Here is a 20,957-nt window from a genome sequence, read left to right as displayed (position 1 = left end):
ATTATCCCGCGCCGTTGGCGCCGCCGGTCGGGATGCCGATGGCCACCACGGTGCGCCCGGGCTGGCTCTGCAGATCGAGCACCACGCCAATGCCCTGGGCCCGCTCCTGCATGGACTTCAAGCCCCGGCGGGGCGGCACCCGGGTGTCAAAGCCATGGCCATCGTCGATGAGCCGGATACGGGCCAGCCCATCGTGCGCCTCGGCTTCGATGCGCACACGCCGCGCGTGGGCGTGCTGCATCACGTTGGACAGTGCCTCGAAGACCATGAACTGCAGTTGTCGCATGGCTTGGGCGTCCAGCCAGGGAATGGGGTCGATCAGGTCCACCGCCCATTCCAGCTCGATGTCGCAGGCCCGCAGGCGCGGCTCCAGCCGGTAGCGCAGGTTGGCCAGCAGCGCCGTGATGTCACCGGTGGGCAGGTGGATGGCGTCGATGGACAGCTTGAGCTGGTCAAGCGAGTCGCGCAGGGTGGAGAGCAACTCGCCCTGACTGGAGCGCCCCGATTGCAGTTGCCGGATGGCCGAGCTGATGTGCGCGCCGACGCCGTCGTGCATGTCGCGCAAGATGCGGGCGCGCTCGGCGCCGCGCTCTTGCTCGCGCGCGAGCTGTTCCAGGCGGCGGTAACTTTCCTGCAACTCCAGCTCTTTTTCGCGCACACGCTGGGCGAGCAGGTCGCGGGCCTCGCGGGCCTGGGCGCTGGCCTCGCGAAAGCGCATGACCACGATGTAGACCAATGTCAGGCCGAACAGCACCGAGGAGTAGCGAATCCAGGTGTTGTCGTTCAGGCTGCCGCTGATGCGAATGGCCAGCCAGTCGCGCAGGCCCATGGCCACGTTCAGGCAGCCCACCAGGGCCACCAGCCAGCGCGCCACGTCGGGCTTGCGCCAGGCGGCCACGGTGTAGACCAAGGCGTAGGCCACGAAGCAGAGGTTGGCCAGACCCAGCCAGGCCGTCAGGTAGGCGGGCTCCAGCGCAAAAAGGGAGATCGCCGAGGCCGCCACCGAGGACAGAAACAAGGCCGCCACGCCCAGAGAAAACCAGCGCATGCCACGCCCGTTCTGCCACCCGGCCACGTGATGGCAAAACAACGCGGTGCAGCAAATCCATCCGGCAAACGAGGCCGTGGCCACGATGCCCCACCAGGGCCAGGGAATGGGTGGGTGGGTGATGGCCACGTCACCGACCCTCAGGGACCAGCACAACTCGGCCAATGCCGCCCAGAGGTAGGTGTTGTCGCGCCGAGGCTGGCCGGGGCGGGGGTCATCCTGCGTGATCCACAGCACCAGGGAAATCAGGGCCACCAGCCAGCTGAAGACCGCGATGCTCATGGACACCTGCACCCGCCATCGCTGGGCTTCCTGGTGCAGCGCCAGCACCTGGTCGGCTGGTCCCAGGGTGATGGGCGACAGGCCGCCACGCCGCCCATCGTCGGCGCGAATTTCGATGCGCAGGGTGTTGTGGGTGGTCAGCAAGCCGGTGGGGATGGGCACGTAGGTGGACGACTTGGCATGGTCTTCGCCATTGACCTTGTCGGGATTGCCAGCCTCTTGAAGCAGATTGCCGTTGAGCCAGAACCGATAGGCGTTGCCCAGGCGGGGCAAGTAAGCACCCCAAGGGTCGCTGGGCCGGTCATTCAGCGTGAACGCCAGTTCAAACTGGCCCCAGCCACCCTGCGTGCGGTGCAGGCGGTCCCAGTGGTACGGCAGGCTTACCTCTGCCGCCTGGGCCTGCCCGCCCACCTGCACCACGGCGTGCGCACGATCGAGCACCAGCAAGCCATCGCTCTGCCCTGCCCAGACAGCGGCGCTCAGGCACCAGCACAGCAACAGGAAGAGCCGGCGAAGCGACGCCTTCATCGCGAAACGCGTGGCAAAAGGCCCATGCGAGTGGCCTCGAAGACCGCCTCGACCTTGGAATGCACGGCGAGCTTGCCGTACAGGTTCTTGATGTGCGTTTGCACGGTGTGCACGCTCACCCGCTGCAAGCGGGCGATCTCTTGGTAAGAGAATCCGCGCGCGATCAGCTCCAGCACCTCTTGTTCGCGGCGCGACAGGGCGGGCCGCTCGTCGTCCAGCACCTGCGGCGGCGGCTCGGCCAACTCAGCCCGTCTTGATTGCAGGGACACGTACTTGGCCAGTACCCGCCGCGCCACCATGGGCGAAATGGGCGACGCGCCGGCTTTCATGTCGAGAATGGTCTGGGCGATGTCGTCTGGCGCGGCGTCTTTGTGGATGTAACCCAGGGCGCCGGCCTCGATGGCGGCCAGCACGTTGTCCTCGTCACCGAACATCGAGATGACCAGCGACTCGCAGGCCGGAAAGCGCTGTCGAACCGCCCGGATGATCTCCAGCCCGCTGCCGTCGGGCAATTGCAGGTCAGTCAGCAACACGTCTGGCGGGTCGGCCTCGTCCAGCAAGGCCAGGGCCTGGGCCACGGTGCCTGCGCTGGCGGCCACGCACAGGTGCGTCGAGCGGGCCACGCCGCTTTCGAAGAACTCCCGCATGTCGGGGTCGTCTTCCACGATGAACACACGCCACACGGTTCTGCACCTGCGCTTCCAAACAAAGGTGTCGGCAAGCATATCGGCATTCGGTGCGGGGGCGGTGGGTCACGCCTCCCACGAACATGGGGTGGGCAAGCGCCTGTGCCTGTCGCCCAATCGGGGGATGGGGAATGGCGCCATCTCAACCCCGGCGCCGGAGACGACACATGGCATTGGAACGGACATGGCGATGGGGGGCAGTGGCCCTGGCGGCCACCTTGGCGGCTTGCGGGGGAGGCGGAGGCGGAACGACGACCGGGGGCGTGACGCCGCCTGCCGCGACCGTGACCCTCACGGGCGTGGCCGCCACGGGGGCGGCCTTCACCGGCGCGGTCATCACGGTGATCGACAGCCGGGGCCAGACCGTGGGCACCAGCCAGCCCGTGGGTGACACCGGCAGCTACAGCATCACCCTGAGCGCGGGCGCCGTGGCGCCCTTCGTGCTGGTGGCCACGCGCACCGACGCCAACGGCGCCAACGAGACCCTGGTCAGCGTGGTGCCGTCGGCCAGCACCACCACGGCCAACATCACCCCCATCACCACCCTGATCGCGTCGCGCCTGTCGCCCAATGGCGACCCCACGCAGCTCGACGACGCCCTGGCGGCTGGCACGGTGGCGATCACGCCGCAGGCCGTGGCCGACACCGTGACCGAAGTGCAGGCCATCCTGGCGCCGCTCCTCAGTGCCACCGGCACCGACGCCGTCAACCCGCTCACCGGCAGCTTCAGCACCGACGGCACCGGCTACGACCGCCTGCTGGACTCCCTGGCCATCACCTTCATCCCGGCCAGCACGAGCAGCACCAACATCGAGGTGAGCGTCAAGCAGGCCAGTGCCGATGGCAGCCAGCCCACCAGCGTGAGCTTCAGCAGCGCCACCAGCACCCCACCCCCCTTGCCCACCATCGACTCGGCCAACTTGCCGGCGCCCGGTTTGTCGGTGCAGATCGCCAACTTCCTGCAGGCCCTCACCACCTGCTATGCCGTGCCCTTCGAGCAACGCGTGAATGGCGCCACCAGCGGCGTGAACGCCGTCACCGGCACCGCCGCTGACGTGATCGCACCGGCCTGTCAAAACGTGTTCAGCGGCAACGACCCCGCCAACTTCCTGAACAACGGCGGCCGTGTGGGCCGAGACGCGTCCAACAACGGTGCCTTCTCCAGCCTGTTCCGCCGCGCGGCCACCGGCGCCAGCTTCAGCCAGGGTGCTTACGAGTTCACCCGTGGCGATGGCTCCATCGTCATCAGCTACAAAAACCGGGCCCCGGACGGCGCCGAAAGCTACGACACCTTTGTGCTCAAAGACGACAACGGCAATGGCGTGCTGCGCCTGATTGGCAACCAGTACCAGTACGGCGGCCGGGTGGCGGCCTACCACCAGCGGCGCAACTTCATCACGCTGAACCAAAGCGCGTACGACTACTACAGCACCGGCTACTCAATTGACATCCCCAACGAACAAGTCAGCGGCAGCCCGCGCTTTGACCGGGTGCTCGTGACCACGCCCAACAACTCGGTGCTCACCTTCAAACCCAGCGGCAACTCCTCCTTCCTGGGCCTGGTGAAGGCGGACAGCAGCATCACCGGCACCAGCTTCGTGCGCCTGCGCAGCGAGTACGTGGACACCACGCGCACCACGCCCCATCCGCGCGACATCGACGGCACGCTCTTCTTCGTGCCCACCGACCGCACCGAAGCCGACCTGGCCGCGGCCAAGACGGGCGGCACCTGGAAGTTCGACTACTTCCTGGCCGGCAACGCCAGCGCCACGCCCGACGCCACGCAGTACTACAAGAACCGCGCCCGCGCGCTCACCATCGGCGAGTTGCGCACCCAAGGCCTGGCCCCGCTGTCGCCCACGCTGGTGGCCGAGATTGCCGCGGGGGCCAACCCCAGCGGCCAGCCCCGACCAGGGCAGCTCACCCTCGGCCCCAACGAGCTGGCGGTGATCGGCACCGACGGTGGCGGGGCTGGTTGGTCGGTGGCCTCGGGTCAGTTGCCGCCCACCAGCATCACGCTGTTTGGCACCCTCTCGGGCGTGCGCTTCACCGACTCGCAAACCGTCAGCTCCACCGCCCGCAGCGCCACCGTGCCCTGCTCCCGCCAGAGTGGGTCGGACACGCACTGCCACAGCAACGGCGATGGCACCTATGGCCCCGGCTTCGCCGATGGCGCCACGCTCAATGGCCTGCACCTGTTCGCCCGCGACCCGGCAGGCCGCGAGTACGCCAACTTTTACGCGATGTACCAACTCACGCTGCCCTGACACATCGACAGGCCCGCCACAGCCCCGGCCCGCCGGGGCTTTTTTTCGTCCCTATGATGGCCGGCATGCCCACGCCCACCACCCACCTGCTCTACCTGCACGGCTTCCGATCGTCCCCGCAATCGACCAAGGCCCGGATGGTGTCCGCCCACGTGCAGGCCCATCACCCGAGCCTGCACTGGTGGTGCCCGCAGCTACCGCCCTCGCCCGCTGAGGCGGCCCGATTGATTCAGCAAGGCACGGCCGACTGGCCGCGCGAATCGATGGCGGTGATGGGGTCTTCACTGGGTGGCTTCTACGCCCGCTGGTGGGCGCTGCACACCGGCTGCCGCGCCGTGCTGCTCAACCCGGCGGTGCACCCCGCGCGAGACCTGGCGCGGCACGTGGGCCAACAAACCAGTTGGCACGACCCGAGCGAGCGCTTCGACTTTTCGCCCGCCTACGTGCAAGAGCTGGAAACCCTGGAGGCCAACATCGAGCGCCTGGCCGCCACCCGGCCCGCCACCACGCAGACGCAGTTGGCGGTGATCGCCAAGGGCGATGAAGTGCTGGACTGGCGCGAGATGCTGGGCTTCTGCGCCGGCGGGCAAGTGCGCCTGCTGGAAGGGGGCGACCACGCCATCAGCGACTTCGCCGAGCACCTGGACGCGGTGATGCGCTTCATCGACCCTGTCTGAGCGCGTGGGACAATTCGGCTCATGCACATTTTGTTTGACGAGGCCGGCAAATTCCTCACCGGCCGATTGATGTCCGAGGCCGACAGCTCGATGCAAGTCGAGCTCGATTCGGGCAAACGCGTGAAGGTCAAGGCCGCCAATGCGCTGCTGCGCTTCGAGAAGCCCGCCGCCAGCGAGCTGATGGCCCAGGCCACTGCCCTGTCCGCTTCCATGGAGCTGGAACTGGCCTATGAATTCGCGCCCGAAGACGAGTTCGGCTTTGCCGACCTGGCGCGCGAGTACTTCAGCGCCCAGGCCACCTCGGTGGAGCAGGCCGCCACGCTGATGTGCCTGCAAGGCGCCCCGCATTACTTCCGCCGCGCAGGCAAAGGCCGCTTCAAGAAAGCGCCGCCCGAGATCGTGGCGCAGGCCCTGGCGGCCATCGAGAAGAAAAAGCAGGTCCAGGCCCAGATCGACACCTGGGCGGCCGAGCTGGTGGCCGGCCAATGCCCTGAGCCCGTGCGTGAGCAGCTCTACCGCATCCTGTTCAAGCCCGACAAGAACGCCCCTGAGTACAAGGCCGTGGTGGAAGCCGCGCGCCAGGCCCACGCCGCCCCGCTGGACCTGCTGCAAAAGGCCGGCGCCATCACCAGCGCCTACCAGTTCCACTGGCAGCGCTTTCTGTTCGAGCAGTTCCCCAAGGGCACCGGCTTCCCTCCGCTGCAGGCCCCCGCCATCACCGACGAACTGCCGCTGGCCCCGGTGGAGGCCTTCTCCATCGACGACTCGGCCACCACCGAAATCGACGACGCGCTCTCGCTGCAAGGCCTGGGCAGCGGCACGGTGACCGTGGGCATCCACATCGCCGCCCCCGGCCTGGTGGTGGCACCCGACAGCCCCATCGACGCCGTGGCCCGCACTCGCCTGTCCACGGTGTACATGCCGGGCCACAAAATCACCATGCTGCCCGACGAGGTGGTCAACGCCTACACGCTGGAGGCCGGCCGCCCCTGCCCCGCCGTGTCGCTGTACGTGCGCTTCGACGAAGCCACGCTGGCCGTGCTGGACAGCCGCACCGCGCTGGAGCGCGTGCCTATTGCCCACAACCTGCGCCACGACCGCCTTGACCACCTCATCACCGAGGCTTGGCTTAATGGCGAACCCTCGGCCAATGCCGACGCCGAGATCACCGCGCTGCAGCCCTCGCTGGCCTTCCTGTTCCGGCTGGCCAAGCACCTCAAGGCCCAGCGCGAGGTGGCGCGCGGCAAGCCCGAAACCTTCACCCGCCCCGACTACACCTTCAAGCTCGACGGCGTCGTGGGCAGCGAACCGGCCGGCGATGAGCGCGTGATCATCGGCACGCGCTCACGCGGCGCCCCGCTGGACCTGATGGTGGCCGAGGCCATGATCCTGGCCAACAGCACCTGGGGCCAGTGGCTGGCCGACAGCGGCGTGCCCGGCATTTATCGCAGCCAGGCCAGCCTGCTGCCGGGGGTGAAGGTGCGCATGGGCACCAAGGCCCAGCAGCACGCCGGCCTGGGCGTGAAGTGCTACGCCTGGAGCACCTCGCCCCTGCGCCGCTATGTGGACCTGGTGAACCAGTGGCAAATCATTGCCTGCGCGCGCCACGGCAAAACCGCCGCGCTGGCCGCGCCCTTCAAGCCCAAGGACGCCAGCCTGTTCTCGGTGATCAGCGCCTTCGACGCCGCCTACACCGCCTACAACGGCTTCCAGAACGGCATGGAGCGCTACTGGACGCTGCAGTACCTGCGGCAGAACGCCATCACCGAGCTGCACGCCACCCTCATCAAGGACAACCTGGTGCGCGCCGACACCCTGCCCCTGGTGCTGCCGGTGCTGGGCGCCGACGGCTTGCCGCGCGGTGCCCGCGTGATGGTGCGCCTGGGCGAGATCGACGACATCACGCTGGAGATCAGCGGCACCGTCACCGAGCGCCTGGACGAGCCACTGGAAAGCGCCGACGAACTGGCGGACGAGGCCGAGGAAGACGAGGCCCTGGCCGCGCCGCTGGCGCTGGCCATCGACGTGAACGAGGCCGATGCCGCTGCCGCGACGCCGGCCGCACCCGCCGACAACGGATAATCGCCGCGTGAAAACGGGCCTGACGCACCTGAAAAACCTGAGCACGCTGCAGTGGGCGCTGGGCGCCTCGCTGCTGGTGCATGGGGCCTTGCTGACGGTGCGTTTCGTCAACCCCGAGGGCTTCAACCGCGTGTTCCAGGACACGCCGCTGGAAGTCATTCTGGTCAACGCCCGCGGCGACCAGCGCCCGGAGAAGGCCACCGCCATCGCCCAGGCCTCGCTGGCCGGTGGTGGCGAGGCCCAGCGCGGCCGCGCCACCTCGCCCCTGCCGCCTTCGGCCACTGCCCGCCTGGGCGACACGCCCGAAGAAGACCAGCGCCGGATCGAGGCACTGAAGGAACAACAAACCCGCCTGCTGGCCCAGGTCAAGCGGGCGCTGGCCACCCTGCCACCGCCTGACCTCGCCAGCGACGCGCCCAGCCAGGAGGCGGTGCAGCGCGAAGAGAAGCGCCGGGCGCTGGTGAAGATCCTGGCCGAGATCGAGAAGCGCATCAACGAAGAGAACGCGCGGCCCAAGAAGCGCTATGTCAGCCCGGCCACGCGCGAGGCGGTGTACGCCATCTACTACGACGAATTGCGCCGCAAGATCGAAGAGCGCGGCACCAGCAACTTCCCCGAGGTGAACGGCCGCAAGCTCTATGGCGAGCTGACCATGGTCATCACCGTCAACCACAACGGCCAGGTGCTCGACACCGAGGTGGTGCAAGGCTCGGGCATCAACCCGCTGGACCGGCGCGCCGAGGCCATCGTGCGCGGCCTGAGCTTTGGCACCTTCAACGAGGCCATGCGCCGCCAGGCCGACCAGATCGTGGTGGTCTCGCGCTTCCGCTTTACCCGGGAGGACGGCTTGCAAACCCAACTCTCTGCCCAGTGAGGACAGCGCATGCGATCCCTGGGCCGCTGGGTGTTGTGGGTGTTGCTGGCAGGCGTGGCCCTGCAGCTGGTGTTTCTGGGCCGCATCGCGCTGATGGCCGTGGTCGACCCGCAAAGCACCGCCTTCCAGCGCTCCGAGGCCTGGCGCATTGCCGTGCAGAGCGCCACCGACCCCAAGGCCGACTGGCGCTGGCGCCAGCGCTGGGTGCCGGGTGAACAGATCAGCCCCCACCTCAAGCGCGCCGTGATCGCCTCGGAAGACGCCGGCTTCGCCAGCCACGGCGGCGTGGAATGGGAGGCCATTCAGGGCGCCTGGCAGAAAAACGAACGCCGCCAGCAGATCGCCGAGCAGCGCGCCGCGCGCAACCCCAACCGCCCCGTGCGCGAGCCCAAGATCGTGGGCGGCTCCACCATCACCCAGCAACTGGCCAAGAACCTGCTGCTCTCGGGCGAGCGCCAGCTCTGGCGCAAAGGCCAGGAACTGGTGCTGGCCCTGATGCTGGAGGCGCTGCTGAGCAAGGAGCGCATCCTGGAGATTTACCTCAACAGCGTGGAATGGGGCGAAGGCGTGTTCGGCGCCGAGGCCGCCGCGCAGCGCTACTTTGGCAAGCCCGCCAGCCGCCTGAGCGCCTATGAGGCCGCCCGCCTGGCCGTGATGTTGCCCAGCCCCAAGTTCTTCGAAACCCGCCAGGGCTCGGCCTACCTGGCCCGGCGCACCGGCACCATCGTCGCGCGCATGGGCGCGGTGGCCCTGCCATGAGGGCTGGCAAATGAAGTGGGCCGCTCGCCTGGTGGGGGCCCTGCTGCTGGGCTTCGTGCGCCTGCTCACCGGGGCACAAGCGCGCTGGCATGGTTGCCCGCCCAAGGCCGAGCAGCGCATCTACTTCGCCAACCACCAGAGCCACGCCGACCTGGCGCTGATCTGGGCCGCCCTGCCCACCGAGCTGCGCGCCATCACCCGGCCGATTGCCGCCAAAGACTACTGGACCGCCTCGCGCCTGAAGCGCTGGATCACCACCGAGGTGTTCAACGCCGTGTACGTAGAGCGCGAGCGCAAGGGCGACGAAGACCCGCTGGCGCCGCTCATTGAGGCGCTGGACAAGGGCGACTCGCTCATTCTGTTTCCCGAGGGCACGCGCGGCCACGCCGAAGACCCGCAGCCCTTCAAGAGCGGGCTCTACAACCTGGCGCGCCGGTTCCCCGACGTGGTGCTGGTGCCAGCCTGGATTCACAACGTGCAGCGCGTCATGCCCAAGGGCGAGGTGGTGCCGGTGCCGGTGTTGTGCTCGGTGACGTTTGGCGCGCCGCTGGCCTTGGGCCCCGACGAGGACCGCGCGGCCTTCCTGGCCCGTGCGCGAGAGGCCGTGATGGCCTTGCGGGAGGTGTGATGGTCAGCTTTCTGCGCCACCTCACCCCCAGTGAACAGGTCAGCCTGCTGTTCGTGCTGGTGTTCGGCCTGCTGGCGCTGGCCAGCGCCGCGCACCTGCTCGTGACACTGCGCGATGGTGACGCCGACGAGGCCCTGTCGCGCCGCCGCCAAGACGAGCGCCTGTTGCTGCGCCACTCGTGGGCCATGGCCATCGTGTTCTGGTGCGCCTGGGTCTGGGGCGCGGGCATGGCGGTGGTGCTGTTCGGGCTGGTGTCGTTCTTTGTGCTGCGCGAGTTCATCAGCGCCTCGCCCACCCGCCGGGCCGACCACCGCAGCCTGGTGCTGGCCTTCTTCGTGGTGCTGCCGGCGCAGTTCGCCCTGGTGTGGACGCGCCAAGCCGATCTGTTCACCGTGTTCATTCCGGTTTACGTGTTCATCGCCCTGCCCGTGGTCAGCGCCCTGCGCGACGACCCGCAGCGCTTTCTGGAGCGCAGCGCCAAGCTGCAGTGGGGCATCATGGTTTGCGTCTATGGCCTGAGCCACGTACCGGCCCTTTGGCTGCTGGACTTCCGCGGCTGGACCGGGCAAAACGAGTTCCTGGTGTTCTTTCTGGTGGCGGTGGTGCAGACCTGCATGCTGGTGCAGCATGTGGCCTCGCGCGGTGAGGTGCCCTCGGTGGCCCCGGCCATCAGCCGCAGTTTCCACTGGCGCGGCTGGGCGCTGGGCTTGCTGGCGGGCGCGTTCGTGGGCGCCCTGCTCTCGGGCCTCACCCCCTTCAAGCCCCTGCCCGCGGTGGCCATGGCGCTGGTGGCCTGCGCGGCGGGCAGCCTGGGGCACCTGGTGATGAAGGCCATCAAGCGCGACCGCGGCATCACCCACTGGGGCCTGGAGGGCCGATCGGTCACGGGCGCGGGCGGCCTGCTCGACCGGGTGGACGCGCTGTGCTTCGCCGCCCCGGTGTTTTTTCACTCTGTTCGCTGGAACTTCGGCTGATGAGAATCTTGGGCATTGACCCCGGCCTGCAATGCACCGGCTTTGGCGTGATCGACGCCGAGGGCGGGAACCTGCACTACGTGGCCAGCGGCACCATTCAGACCGACCCGAAAGACCGTGGCCTGCTGCCGGCGCGGCTGAAGGTGCTGTTTGAGGGCATCACCGAGGTGATCTCGCGTTACCAGCCCGACGCTTCGGCCTGCGAAATCGTGTTCGTGAACGTGGACGCGCAGGCCACCCTGAAGCTGGGCCAGGCGCGCGGCGCCTGCCTGACCGCGCTGGTGATGGGCGGCCTGCCGGTGGCCGAGTACACCGCGCTGCAGTTGAAAAAGGCCGTGGTCGGCTATGGCCACGCCACCAAGCCGCAGATGCAGGAAATGGTGAAGCGCCTGCTCAAGCTGCCCGGCTTGCCCGGCAAAGACGCGGCCGACGCCTTGGGCCTGGCCATCGTGCACGCGCAGGTGAGCCGCACCACCTTGGCCATGGGCGGCGAGCTGCAGGCCCGTGCCCACGCGGCCTACAAGGGCGGCAGAAGTTATTGAGCGGTGCGACGCCTCAGAGCAGGCGCTCGAGCACCAACACGCCAAAGGAGCCCAGGGCGGCGATCACCGTCCACTTCAGGATGACGATGCCCCAGCGGCGGTAGTGCGGCCGGCCGGTGCCAATGTAGAAGGTGAAGCACACGCCAGCGGCCAGTAGCAGCAGAAAAATGGTCCAGCGAAACAGCAGCATGGTGGGGTCTTCTGGCAGGGCTCAGCCCACCATCACCAGGCTGGGGCCAACTGGGCGAAGCCCTTGGGCGCCTCGCGGTCTTGCGCGAAGGTGACGATCTCGTAGGCGTCGGGCCGGGCCAGCAGGGCGTGCAGCAACTGGTTGTTCATGGCGTGGCCGCTGCGGAAGGCGCTGTAGGCCGCCAGCAAGGGCTTGCCCACCACATAGAGGTCGCCCATGGCGTCCAGTATCTTGTGCTTCACGAACTCGTCGCCGTAGCGCAGGCCATCGGCGTTGAGCACCTTCACGTCGTCCATCACGATGGCGTTGTCCAGCCCGCCGCCCAGGGCCAGGCCGTGCGAGCGCATCATCTCCACGTCGCGGGTGAAGCCGAAGGTCCGGGCCCGGGCGATCTCGCGCGAGTAATTGCCGGTGCCCAGGTCGAACTCGACCCGCTGGCCGGTGGAGTTCACCGCCGGGTGATCGAACTCGATCTCGAAACTGAGCTTGAAGCCGTGGTACGGCTCAAGCCGCGCCCACTTCAGGCTGCGCCCCTCGCCTTCGCGCACCTCCACCGGCTTGGTCACGCGAATGAAGCGCTTGGGCGCCTTCTGCGTGACGATGCCCGCGCTTTGCAGCAGGTAGACAAAAGAGGCCGACGAGCCATCGAGGATGGGCACCTCTTCGGCGGTGATGTCCACCATCAGGTTGTCGATGCCCAGGCCCGCGCAGGCACTCATCAGGTGCTCGATGGTGTGCACCTTGGCGCCGCCGTTGGCGATGGTGGACGCCAGCCGCGTGTCGCTCACGGCCTGCGTGTTCACCGGAATTTCCACCGGCTCGGGCAAGTCCACGCGGCGAAACACGATGCCGGTGTCGGGCGCGGCCGGGCGCAGCGTCAACTCCACCCGCTGACCGCTGTGCAGGCCGACACCGACCGCCTTGGTCAGGGATTTGAGGGTACGTTGCGCAAGCATCACGAGATTTTAGTTTTTCAGGCGTTTTTGCGCTCACCAGGAAAACTATCCCGGTGATTGCCTACCGGCCGCACGCCGCCCCTCGGTCAATCACACGCCCTTTCCGGCGCGCGTGCCCGAACCGAGGGATGCCGTGGAACCGGCTTCGCCGGGCCACAGGCATCGTCCCCCCGTGGGGGGAAGCGGCGACAGCCGCGCAGGGGGGAGGCCGATTTCAATCGGCTTGCTTGCGAAGGAAGGCCGGAATCTCGAAATCGTCCATGCCGCCCGAGGCCAGCGCGTCCACCTTGGCCGCGGCCTGGGTGCGGTTGGTGCGCCAGACGCTGGGCACGGCCATGCCCTGGTAGTCGGGCTGGCTGGACACGCTGCCAGCGCCCGGGCCACCCACGGCGGCGCTGACGGTGGGCACGTTGAAGGGCACGTTGTCGGTACCGGTGCGCAGCACCTGCAGCGGCGGGGCGGTGCGGCGAGCGCCTTGGCGCGACAGGCCGGTGGCCACCACGGTGACGCGCATCTCGTCGCCCAGGCTGTCGTCGTAGGCGGCACCGTAGATGACGTGCGCTTCCGGCGAGGCGTAGGCGCGGATGGTGTTCATCGCCAGCTTCGATTCCGACAGCTTGAGCGAGCCCTTGGCGGCGGTGACCAGCACCAGCACGCCCTTGGCACCCGAGAGGTCGATGCCTTCGAGCAGCGGGCAGGCCACGGCCTGCTCGGCGGCGATGCGTGCGCGGTCCGGGCCGCTGGCGGTGGCCGTGCCCATCATGGCCTTGCCGGGCTCGCCCATCACGGTGCGCACGTCTTCGAAGTCGACGTTGACGTTGCCGTACTCGTTGATGATCTCGGCGATGCCGCCCACGGCGTTCTTCAGCACGTCGTTGGCCTGGGCGAAGGCTTCGTCCTGCGTGATGTCGTCGCCGTACACCTCGAGCAGCTTCTCGTTGAGCACCACGATCAGCGAGTCGACGTTGGCTTCCAGCTCGGACAGGCCGCTGTCGGCGTTGGTCATGCGGCGGCCGCCTTCCCAGTCGAAGGGCTTGGTGACCACGCCCACGGTGAGGATGCCCATTTCCTTGGCCACGCGGGCGATCACGGGTGCGGCGCCGGTGCCGGTGCCGCCGCCCATACCGGCGGTGATGAAGAGCATGTGCGCGCCGTCGATGGCTTCGCGGATCTGGTCCACGGCCATTTCGGCGGCCTCGCGGCCCTTCTCGGGCTTGCTGCCGGCGCCCAGGCCGGTCTGGCCGAGCTGGATCACCTTGTGCGCGGCGCTGCGGCTCAGCGACTGGGCGTCGGTGTTGGCGCAAATGAACTCAACGCCTTGCACGTTGCGGGCAATCATGTGCTCGACGGCGTTGCCGCCGCCACCGCCCACGCCGATCACCTTGATCTGGGTGCCTTGGTTGAATTCTTCCACTTCGATCATTTCGATGGTCATGTGAACGCTCCTTTGTTGTGTCGGTTGGCCACTGGGCCTGAGATGCTGGGAATGGGGTCGGATCGGAACTCGGTTCTTGCCCTGGGGGGCGGGCGGCGGGTCATCCTGGGGGACCGGTGCCTTCGGAGCACCGTCCTCGGTGGAGGGCCTGGCGCCGTGCCAGCCAGCACAGGCCAGGGGGGCGGGCGTAGGGAATGGGCCGGTTCATCAGAAGGTCCCCACGAACCAGTTTTTCACCCGTTCGAAAGCGCCTTGCACCGAGCCGGCCTTCTGCGCCACCTTGTGGCCGCGCACGCGGGCCAGCCGCGCCTCTTCCAGCAAGCCCATGACGGTGGCCGCGCGGGTCTGGGCCACCATGTCGGACAGGGCGCTGGCGTAGTTCGGCACGCCTCGGCGCACCGGCTTGAGAAAGATGTCTTCGCCCAGCTCGACCATGCCGGGCATCACCGCGCTGCCGCCGGTGAGCACGATGCCCGAGGACAGCATTTCCTCGTGGCCCGAGTCGCGCAGCACCTGCTGCACCAGCGAGAAGATCTCCTCCACGCGCGGCTCGATCACGCCGGCCAGGGCCTGGCGGCTGAGCATGCGCGGGCCGCGATCGCCCAGGCCGGGCACCTCAACCTGCTGGTCGGGGTCGGCCAGCAGTTGCTTGGCGCAGCCGCTCTCGACCTTGATGTCCTCGGCGTCCTTGGTGGGGGTGCGCAGCGCCATGGCGATGTCGCTGGTGATGAGGTCGCCCGCAATGGGGATGACCGCCGTGTGGCGAATGGCGCCGCCCGAGAAGATGGCCACGTCGGTGGTGCCGGCGCCAATGTCCACCAGCGCCACACCCAGCTCTTTTTCGTCGTCGGTGAGCACGGACTGGCTGCTGGCCAGGGGGTTGAGCATGAGCTGGTCCACCTCAAGGCCGCAGCGGCGCACGCACTTGATGATGTTCTCGGCCGCGCTCTGCGCACCGGTGACGATGTGCACCTTGGCCTCCAGGCGGATGCCGCTCATGCCGATGGGCTCTTTCACCTCCTGCCCATCGATCACGAATTCCTGCGGCTCGACCAGCAGCAGGCGCTGGTCGGTGGAGATGTTGATGGCCTTGGCGGTCTCGATCACGCGGGCCACGTCGGCCGGGGTGACCTCGCGGTCCTTGATGGCCACCATGCCGCTGCTGTTGATGCCGCGGATGTGGCTGCCGGTGATGCCGGTGTAGACGCGGGCGATGCGGCAGTCGGCCATCAGCTCGGCCTCTTTGAGGGCCTGCTGAATGCTTTGCACCGTGGCGTCGATGTTCACGACCACGCCACGCTTGAGGCCGTGGCTGGCCGCCACGCCCAAGCCAGCGAGCTTGAGCGCTCCGTTGGCCTGCACCTCGGCCACCACCACCATGATCTTGGCGGTGCCGATGTCCAGTCCGACGACGAGGTCCTTGTATTCCTTGGCCATGATGGGATGCGTGCTTAGCGTTTGGGTTTAGCGGGGGTGTTCTTGGGTGGCTCGGCCAGCGTGGTCACGCCACGCATGCGCAGGGCGTAGCCATTGGGGTAGCGCAGGTCCACCGATTGCAGGGCGGTGGGGTAGCGCTGGGTGAGTTGGGCCAGCGTGGCGGTGAAGCGGTGCAGGCGGGCCAGCAGTTCGTCGGGCGACCCGCGGCCCAGCTCCATCACGGCGCCGCTGTCCAGTCGAGCGCGCCAGCTGCCGCGCTCGGTGAGTTCCAGGCGCTCCAGGTTCAGCTCGAAGCGCTCCAGCTCGGGGCGCAGGCGCTGGTAGAGCGCCAGGATGTGGGCCGACTCTTCTTTCGGCCCGGCCAGTTCGGGCAGCGCATCGCTGTCGTCGGGGCTGGCCTCGAAAACCTCGCCCTGGCTGTTGACCAGTTGGCCAGAGCCGCTCTGGCCCCACCAGGCCACGGCCTGGTGCTCTTCCAGCGTGACGCGCAGGCGGTTGGGAAACTCGCGCTGCACCACGGCCTTGCGCACCCAGGGCGCTTGCTCGAACAGCTCGCGCACCTGCTGCAGGTCCAGCGTGAGGAAACTCGCCGAGAACTGCGTCTTCATGCGCGTGCCCAGGTGGGCGCGCAGGCCCACGGCGCTTTGGTGCGTCACGTCACCGTGCACCGAGATGCCCTTGAGCGCCCACGCCGGGTGGCGCACCGCCCAGGTGCCCAGCGCCCCCAGGCTGAGCAGGACGAACGCGCCCAGCAGAAGCTGGGTGGCCAGGGCCATCAGCTTCACGTCCAGGGGCAGTTCGGTGCTCGACATGGTGGTGTGGGTTGGGGTGGGCTCAGGCGGCGTTGTCCAGGCTGGCGCTGGCCAGCACTTGCAGGCACAGGTCTTCGTAGCTCAGGCCGGTGGCGCGGGCCGACATGGGCACCAGCGAATGGCCGGTCATGCCGGGCGAGGTGTTGATCTCCAGCAGGTAGGGCTTGCGGGTGGCGGCGTCGATCATCACGTCGGCGCGGGCCCAGCCACGGCAGCCCAGGGTGCGGAAGGCCTTGAGCACCAGGGCCTGGATGGCGGCCTCTTCGCCCTCGGGCAGGCCGCAGGGCACGAGGTACTGCGTGTCGTCGGTGAAGTACTTGTGCTGGTAGTCGTAGTTGCCACCCGGGGCCACGATGCGGATCACCGGCAGCGCACGCGCCTGCTCGTCGGTGCCCAGCACCGGGCAGGTGACCTCGTCGCCGGCGATGAACTGCTCGCACATCACCATCGGGTCTTGGCCGGCGGCCAGCTCGTAGGCGGCGGCGCACTGCTCGGCGCTGGTGACCTTGGTGAGGCCGATGGTGGAACCTTCGCGCACGGGTTTCACGATCATGGGCGAGCCCAGGGCCTCGAAGGCGGCGCGGGTTTCAGCGGCGCTGTGCACCTGGCGCCAGACCGGCGTGGGCAGGCCCTCGGCCAGCCAGATGCGCTTGGTCATGAGCTTGTCCATGGCCACGCTGGAGGCCATCACGCCCGGGCCGGTGTAGGGAATGCCCAGCAGCTCCAGCGCGCCCTGCACCGTGCCGTCTTCGCCAAAGCGGCCGTGCAGGGTGATGAAGCAGCGCGCGAAGCCCTCGCGCTTGAGGTCGCACAGGTCGCGCTCGGCGGGATCGAAGGCGTGGGCGTCCACGCCCTTGGCACGAAGGGCGGCCAGCACGCCAGTGCCGGACATGAGGGAGATGTCGCGCTCGGCGGAGCGGCCGCCCATGAGGACGGCGACCTTGCCCAGCGTGGTTGGATCAATGACTTGAGGTTCCATGGTCGTCAGGCGGGAATCTGTTGTGCGCGTTCGATGATCTGGCCGGCCACGGCGCCAATGGAGCCCGCGCCCATGCACAGCACCACGTCGCCGTCGCGAGCGTTGTCCAGCACGGCCTGGGGCATGGCGGCAATGTCGTCCACGAACACCGGCTCTACCTTGCCGGCCACGCGCAGGGCGCGGGCCAGCGAGCGGCCGTCGGCGGCGACGATGGGCGCTTCGCCGGCGGCGTACACCTCGGCCAGCAGCACGGCGTCGGCCTGGCCGATCACCTTCACGAAATCTTCAAAGCAGTCGCGGGTGCGGCTGTAGCGGTGCGGCTGGAAGGCCAGCACCAGGCGGCGGCCCGGGAAGGCGCCGCGCGCGGCGGCCAGTGTGGCGGCCATCTCCACCGGGTGGTGGCCATAGTCGTCCACCACGGTGCAGTGCCCGCCGCTGGGCAACGCGGCGTCGCCGTAGCGCTGGAAGCGCCGGCCCACGCCCTTGAACCCGGCCAGGGCGCGCAGCACGGCGTCGTCGGGCACGCCCAGTTCCACCGCGATGCCGATGGCCGCCAGGGCGTTGAGCACATTGTGCTGGCCCGGCAGGTTGAGCACCACGTCCAGGTCGGGGAGCTGCACGCCGTTGCGGCGCTGCACGGTGAAGTGCATCTGCGTGCCCACGGCGCGCACGTGGGTGGCGCGCACCTGGGCGTCTTCGCTCAGGCCGTAGCTGGTGATGGGGCGGGCGATGGCGGGCAGCAGTTCGCGAATGGCGGGGTCGTCCACGCAGACCACGGCCGCGCCGTAGAAGGGCATCTTGTGCAGGAAATCGACGAAGGCCTGCTTGAGACGGCCGAAGTCGTGGCCGTAGGTGTCCATGTGGTCGGCGTCGATGTTGGTGACCACGGCCAGCACCGGCAGCAGGTTGAGGAAGGACGCATCGGACTCGTCGGCCTCGACCACGATGTACTCGCCCGAGCCCAGTTGCGCGTTGGCGCCGGCGCTGTTCAGGCGCCCGCCGATCACGAAGGTGGGGTCCAGCCCGGCCTCGGCCAGCACGCTGGCCACCAGGCTGGTGGTGGTGGTCTTGCCGTGCGTGCCGGCAATGGCCACGCCCTTCTTCATGCGCATCAGCTCGGCCAGCATCACCGCGCGCGGCACCACCGGCACCAGCTTGGCGCGGGCGGCCAGCACCTCGGGGTTGTCGGCCTTCACCGCCGTGGAGGTGACGATGGCGTCTGCCCCCGCGATGTAAGAGGCCTCGTGGCCCATGAACACCTCGGCGCCCAGCGCCTGCAGGCGGCGCGTGGTGGCGCTTTCGCCCAGGTCGCTGCCCGTGATGCGGTAGCCCATGTTGAGCAGCACCTCGGCGATGCCGCTCATGCCGGCGCCCCCGATGCCCACGAAATGGATGTGGCGGATGGCGTGTTTCATTCGGTCCTGACTTTCGCTAGTTGAGCGCACGCGGCCACCACGGCGGCCACGGCCTCGGTCTTCTCTTGTTGCTTGGCCCGCTCGGCCATGTGCAGCAACTGCTCGCGACTCACGCCTTGCAGCAGCGCGGCCAGCTTCTCGGGCGTGAGGCCGGCCTGCGGCTCCAGCCACGCGGCGCCGGCGTCCACCAGGAAGCGGGCATTGGCCGTCTGGTGGTCGTCCACCGCGGCCGGGAAAGGCACGAACACGGCGGCCGCGCCCACGGCGGCGATTTCGGTGACGGTGCTGGCCCCCGCGCGGCCCACGATGAGGTCGGCCTCGGCAAAGGCACGCGCGGTGTCGTCAATGAATGGCGTGAGTTCGGCCTGCACGCCGGCCTCGGCGTAGTTCGCGCGCAGGGCGTCAATCTGCTTCTCGCCGCTCTGGTGGGTGACGATGGGCCGCTGCTCGGCCGGGATCAGCGCCAGCGCCTGCGGCACCACGCGGTTCAGCGCCTGTGCGCCCAGGCTGCCGCCCACCACCAGCAGGCGCAGCGGGCCGCTGCGGCCGGCGAAGCGTTCGGCCGGCGCGGCCTGTTGCAGAAAGGCCTGGCGCAGGGGGTTGCCCACCCAGGTGCTCTTGGGCAGCGCATGGGGGAAGGCGGTGAACACCCGGTCGGCCACACCGGCCAGCACCTTGTTGGCCATGCCCGCCACCGAGTTCTGCTCGTGCAGCACCAGCGGCTTGCCCAGCAGCACACCCATCATGCCGCCGGGGAAGGTGATGTAGCCGCCCAGGCCCACCAGCACGTCGGGCTTCACGCGGCGCACCACCTGAATGCTCTGCCAGAAGGCGCGCAGCAGGCGCAGCGGCAGCAGCGCCAGCGTGAGCACGCCCTTGCCGCGCACGCCGCCGAAATCGATGGTTTCCAGCGCGAAGCCGCGCGGCGGCACCAGGCGGCTTTCCATGCTGCCGGGCGCGCCCAGCCAGTGCACGCGCCAGCCGCGCTCGCGCAGGGCCTCGGCCACGGCCAGGCCCGGGAAGATGTGGCCCCCGGTGCCACCGGCCATGATCAGGGCGCAAGGTTGGCGGGTGGCGCTCATGCCCGGCCTCCCTTCATCAACTGTCTGTTCTCATAGTCGATGCGCAAGACGATGGCCAGCGCCATCATGTTGAGCAGAATGGCCGAGCCGCCGTAGCTCATGAACGGCAGCGTCAGGCCCTTGGTGGGCAAGGCGCCCAGGTTCACGCCAATGTTGATGAAGGCCTGGAAGCCGAACCACAGGCCCACGCCCTGCGCCACCAGACCCGAGAACACCTGGTCCAGCGCAATGGCCTGGCGGCCGATGTGCATGATGCGGCGGGTGAGCCACAGGAAGAGACCGATCAGGGTGAGCACGCCCAACAGGCCGAACTCTTCGCCGATGACGGCCAGCAAGAAGTCGGTGTGCGCCTCGGGCAGCCAGTGCAGCTTCTCGACGCTGCCGCCCAGGCCCACGCCGAACAGCTCGCCTCGGCCAATGGCAATCAGCGCGTGCGAGAGCTGGTAGCCCTTGCCCAGCGCGTGCTCTTCGCTCCAGGGGTCGAGGTAGGCAAAGATGCGCTCGCGGCGCCACTCGCTCATCAAGATCATGAGCGCGAAGGCGGTCACGGCCAGCGCGGCGATCAGGAAGAACATGCGCGCGTTCACGCCACCCAGGAACAGGATGCCCATGGCGATGACCACGATCACCATGAAGGCGCCCATGTCGGGCTCGGCCAGCAGCAGCATGCCCACCACCACCACCGCCACGCCCATGGGCGCCACGGCTTTGAAGAAGCGCTCCTTCACGTCCATCTTGCGCACCATGTAGTCGGCTGCGTAGAGCAGCACGGCCAGCTTGGCCAGCTCGGAGGGCTGGAAGTTCATCACGCCCAGCGAGATCCAGCGGCGTGCGCCGTTGACGCCCTTGCCGATGAAGGGAATGAGCACCAGGATCAGCAGCAGCAGGGCCGTGGCGAACAGCCAGGGGGCGTATTTCTCCCAGCTGCGCATGGGCATCTGGAAGGTGAGCAGCGCGGCGATCAGGCCGATGGCGATTGAGAGCGCATGGCGCACCACGAAGTGGGTGTGGGCGTAGTTGCCGAAGCGGGGGTTATCGGGCAGCGCGATGGAGGCCGAATACACCATCACCAGCCCCCAGGCCAGCAGGGCCACCGCCACCCACAGCAGGGGTTGGTCGAAACCGAGTTCGCGCACGGCCACGCTCTGCGTGCCCGCGTACGTGCGGCTGGACAAACGCACCGGCAGGCCATCGCTGCCCACGCCACCGGCGCCAGCGAGCTTGCGCCCGGGCACCAGGCCGGCCAGCCAGGCGCGCAGGCGCTGGCCCATGGGCTGGCTGGGGCTGCGGTTGGCGCGGCGCTC

The 20,957-nt window shown here is 68.5% G+C and carries 19 protein-coding genes; 8 read left to right on the top strand and 11 right to left on the bottom strand.

Features of this window, described 5'->3' with window-relative positions:
• Position 1 precedes the first annotated feature (1 nt).
• Together ACE3RQ_RS03815 and ACE3RQ_RS03810 are read right to left on the bottom strand one after the other, a co-directional pair.
• Complete coding sequence (locus ACE3RQ_RS03815; protein ID WP_374520087.1) at positions 2 to 1,858, bottom strand: ATP-binding protein; 1,857 nt, start codon at positions 1,856 to 1,858, stop codon at positions 2 to 4.
• Positions 1,855 to 2,583: a response regulator gene (locus tag ACE3RQ_RS03810; RefSeq protein ID WP_374520085.1), complete on the bottom strand. Its 729-nt coding sequence runs from the start codon at positions 2,581 to 2,583 to the stop codon at positions 1,855 to 1,857. Before ACE3RQ_RS03810 ends, ACE3RQ_RS03815 begins: the two co-directional genes overlap by 4 nt.
• A gap of 224 nt (positions 2,584 to 2,807) precedes the next feature.
• On the opposite strand from ACE3RQ_RS03810, the gene ACE3RQ_RS03805 reads away from it, so the two are divergent.
• From ACE3RQ_RS03805 to ruvC, 8 genes are all read left to right on the top strand, one after another.
• Positions 2,808 to 4,811, top strand: coding sequence for an Ig-like domain-containing protein (locus ACE3RQ_RS03805; RefSeq protein WP_374520083.1), 2,004 nt, complete (start codon positions 2,808 to 2,810; stop codon positions 4,809 to 4,811).
• A 65-nt stretch (positions 4,812 to 4,876) separates the two neighbouring features.
• A complete protein-coding gene (locus ACE3RQ_RS03800) occupies positions 4,877 to 5,488 on the top strand; it encodes a YqiA/YcfP family alpha/beta fold hydrolase (protein WP_374520081.1) in 612 nt (203 codons plus the stop codon).
• Positions 5,489 to 5,509: 21 nt separating this feature from the next.
• Positions 5,510 to 7,570, top strand: coding sequence for a ribonuclease catalytic domain-containing protein (locus ACE3RQ_RS03795; protein WP_374520080.1), 2,061 nt, complete (start codon positions 5,510 to 5,512; stop codon positions 7,568 to 7,570).
• A 28-nt stretch (positions 7,571 to 7,598) separates the two neighbouring features.
• Complete coding sequence (locus tag ACE3RQ_RS03790) at positions 7,599 to 8,444, top strand: TonB family protein (RefSeq protein ID WP_374520520.1); 846 nt, start codon at positions 7,599 to 7,601, stop codon at positions 8,442 to 8,444.
• A gap of 9 nt (positions 8,445 to 8,453) precedes the next feature.
• Positions 8,454 to 9,203 (top strand): monofunctional biosynthetic peptidoglycan transglycosylase, encoded by a 750-nt coding sequence (mtgA, locus tag ACE3RQ_RS03785; protein ID WP_374520078.1) that lies wholly within the window; start codon positions 8,454 to 8,456, stop codon positions 9,201 to 9,203.
• A gap of 10 nt (positions 9,204 to 9,213) precedes the next feature.
• Complete coding sequence (locus ACE3RQ_RS03780; protein WP_374520076.1) at positions 9,214 to 9,831, top strand: lysophospholipid acyltransferase family protein; 618 nt, start codon at positions 9,214 to 9,216, stop codon at positions 9,829 to 9,831.
• A complete protein-coding gene (locus tag ACE3RQ_RS03775) occupies positions 9,831 to 10,805 on the top strand; it encodes a phosphatidate cytidylyltransferase (RefSeq protein ID WP_374520074.1) in 975 nt (324 codons plus the stop codon). The genes ACE3RQ_RS03780 and ACE3RQ_RS03775 overlap by 1 nt, the downstream gene beginning before the upstream one ends.
• Positions 10,805 to 11,347, top strand: coding sequence for a crossover junction endodeoxyribonuclease RuvC (ruvC, locus tag ACE3RQ_RS03770; RefSeq protein ID WP_374520072.1), 543 nt, complete (start codon positions 10,805 to 10,807; stop codon positions 11,345 to 11,347). Before ACE3RQ_RS03775 ends, ruvC begins: the two co-directional genes overlap by 1 nt.
• Before the next feature lie 13 nt (positions 11,348 to 11,360).
• Here the strand turns inward: ruvC and ACE3RQ_RS03765 are convergent, their stop codons facing one another.
• The 9 genes from ACE3RQ_RS03765 to ftsW all read right to left on the bottom strand — a co-directional run bounded on the left by ACE3RQ_RS03765 (position 11,361) and on the right by ftsW (position 20,924).
• Positions 11,361 to 11,537, bottom strand: a complete 177-nt coding sequence (locus tag ACE3RQ_RS03765; protein WP_374520070.1) for a hypothetical protein — start codon at positions 11,535 to 11,537, stop codon at positions 11,361 to 11,363.
• Between the two features lie 32 nt (positions 11,538 to 11,569).
• The gene (gene lpxC, locus ACE3RQ_RS03760; RefSeq protein WP_374520068.1) at positions 11,570 to 12,493 is read right to left on the bottom strand and encodes a UDP-3-O-acyl-N-acetylglucosamine deacetylase; all 924 of its coding nucleotides are present in this window, start codon (positions 12,491 to 12,493) and stop codon (positions 11,570 to 11,572) included.
• A gap of 214 nt (positions 12,494 to 12,707) precedes the next feature.
• Positions 12,708 to 13,928: a cell division protein FtsZ gene (gene ftsZ / locus ACE3RQ_RS03755; RefSeq protein ID WP_374520066.1), complete on the bottom strand. Its 1,221-nt coding sequence runs from the start codon at positions 13,926 to 13,928 to the stop codon at positions 12,708 to 12,710.
• 207 nt (positions 13,929 to 14,135) lie between these two features.
• Positions 14,136 to 15,365 carry a cell division protein FtsA gene (gene ftsA / locus ACE3RQ_RS03750; protein WP_374520064.1) on the bottom strand — a complete coding sequence of 410 codons (1,230 nt, stop codon included), beginning with the start codon at positions 15,363 to 15,365 and terminating at the stop codon, positions 14,136 to 14,138.
• A 14-nt stretch (positions 15,366 to 15,379) separates the two neighbouring features.
• Positions 15,380 to 16,177, bottom strand: coding sequence for a cell division protein FtsQ/DivIB (locus ACE3RQ_RS03745; protein ID WP_374520062.1), 798 nt, complete (start codon positions 16,175 to 16,177; stop codon positions 15,380 to 15,382).
• 22 nt (positions 16,178 to 16,199) lie between these two features.
• Positions 16,200 to 17,156, bottom strand: coding sequence for a D-alanine--D-alanine ligase (locus ACE3RQ_RS03740; RefSeq protein WP_374520060.1), 957 nt, complete (start codon positions 17,154 to 17,156; stop codon positions 16,200 to 16,202).
• A 5-nt stretch (positions 17,157 to 17,161) separates the two neighbouring features.
• Positions 17,162 to 18,571 carry a UDP-N-acetylmuramate--L-alanine ligase gene (gene murC, locus ACE3RQ_RS03735; protein WP_374520058.1) on the bottom strand — a complete coding sequence of 470 codons (1,410 nt, stop codon included), beginning with the start codon at positions 18,569 to 18,571 and terminating at the stop codon, positions 17,162 to 17,164.
• On the bottom strand, positions 18,568 to 19,653 hold the full coding sequence (murG, locus tag ACE3RQ_RS03730; protein ID WP_374520056.1) for an undecaprenyldiphospho-muramoylpentapeptide beta-N-acetylglucosaminyltransferase: 1,086 nt from the start codon (positions 19,651 to 19,653) through the stop codon (positions 18,568 to 18,570). Before murG ends, murC begins: the two co-directional genes overlap by 4 nt.
• Positions 19,650 to 20,924 (bottom strand): putative lipid II flippase FtsW, encoded by a 1,275-nt coding sequence (gene ftsW, locus ACE3RQ_RS03725; protein ID WP_374520518.1) that lies wholly within the window; start codon positions 20,922 to 20,924, stop codon positions 19,650 to 19,652. The genes murG and ftsW overlap by 4 nt, the downstream gene beginning before the upstream one ends.
• Positions 20,925 to 20,957 lie beyond the last annotated feature (33 nt).

The organism is Hydrogenophaga sp., from assembly GCF_041913525.1.
Lineage (GTDB): Bacteria > Pseudomonadota > Gammaproteobacteria > Burkholderiales > Burkholderiaceae_C > Hydrogenophaga.
Note: the sequence above shows the minus strand (reverse complement) of the source record. Positions and strands in the feature narration are given on the sequence as shown.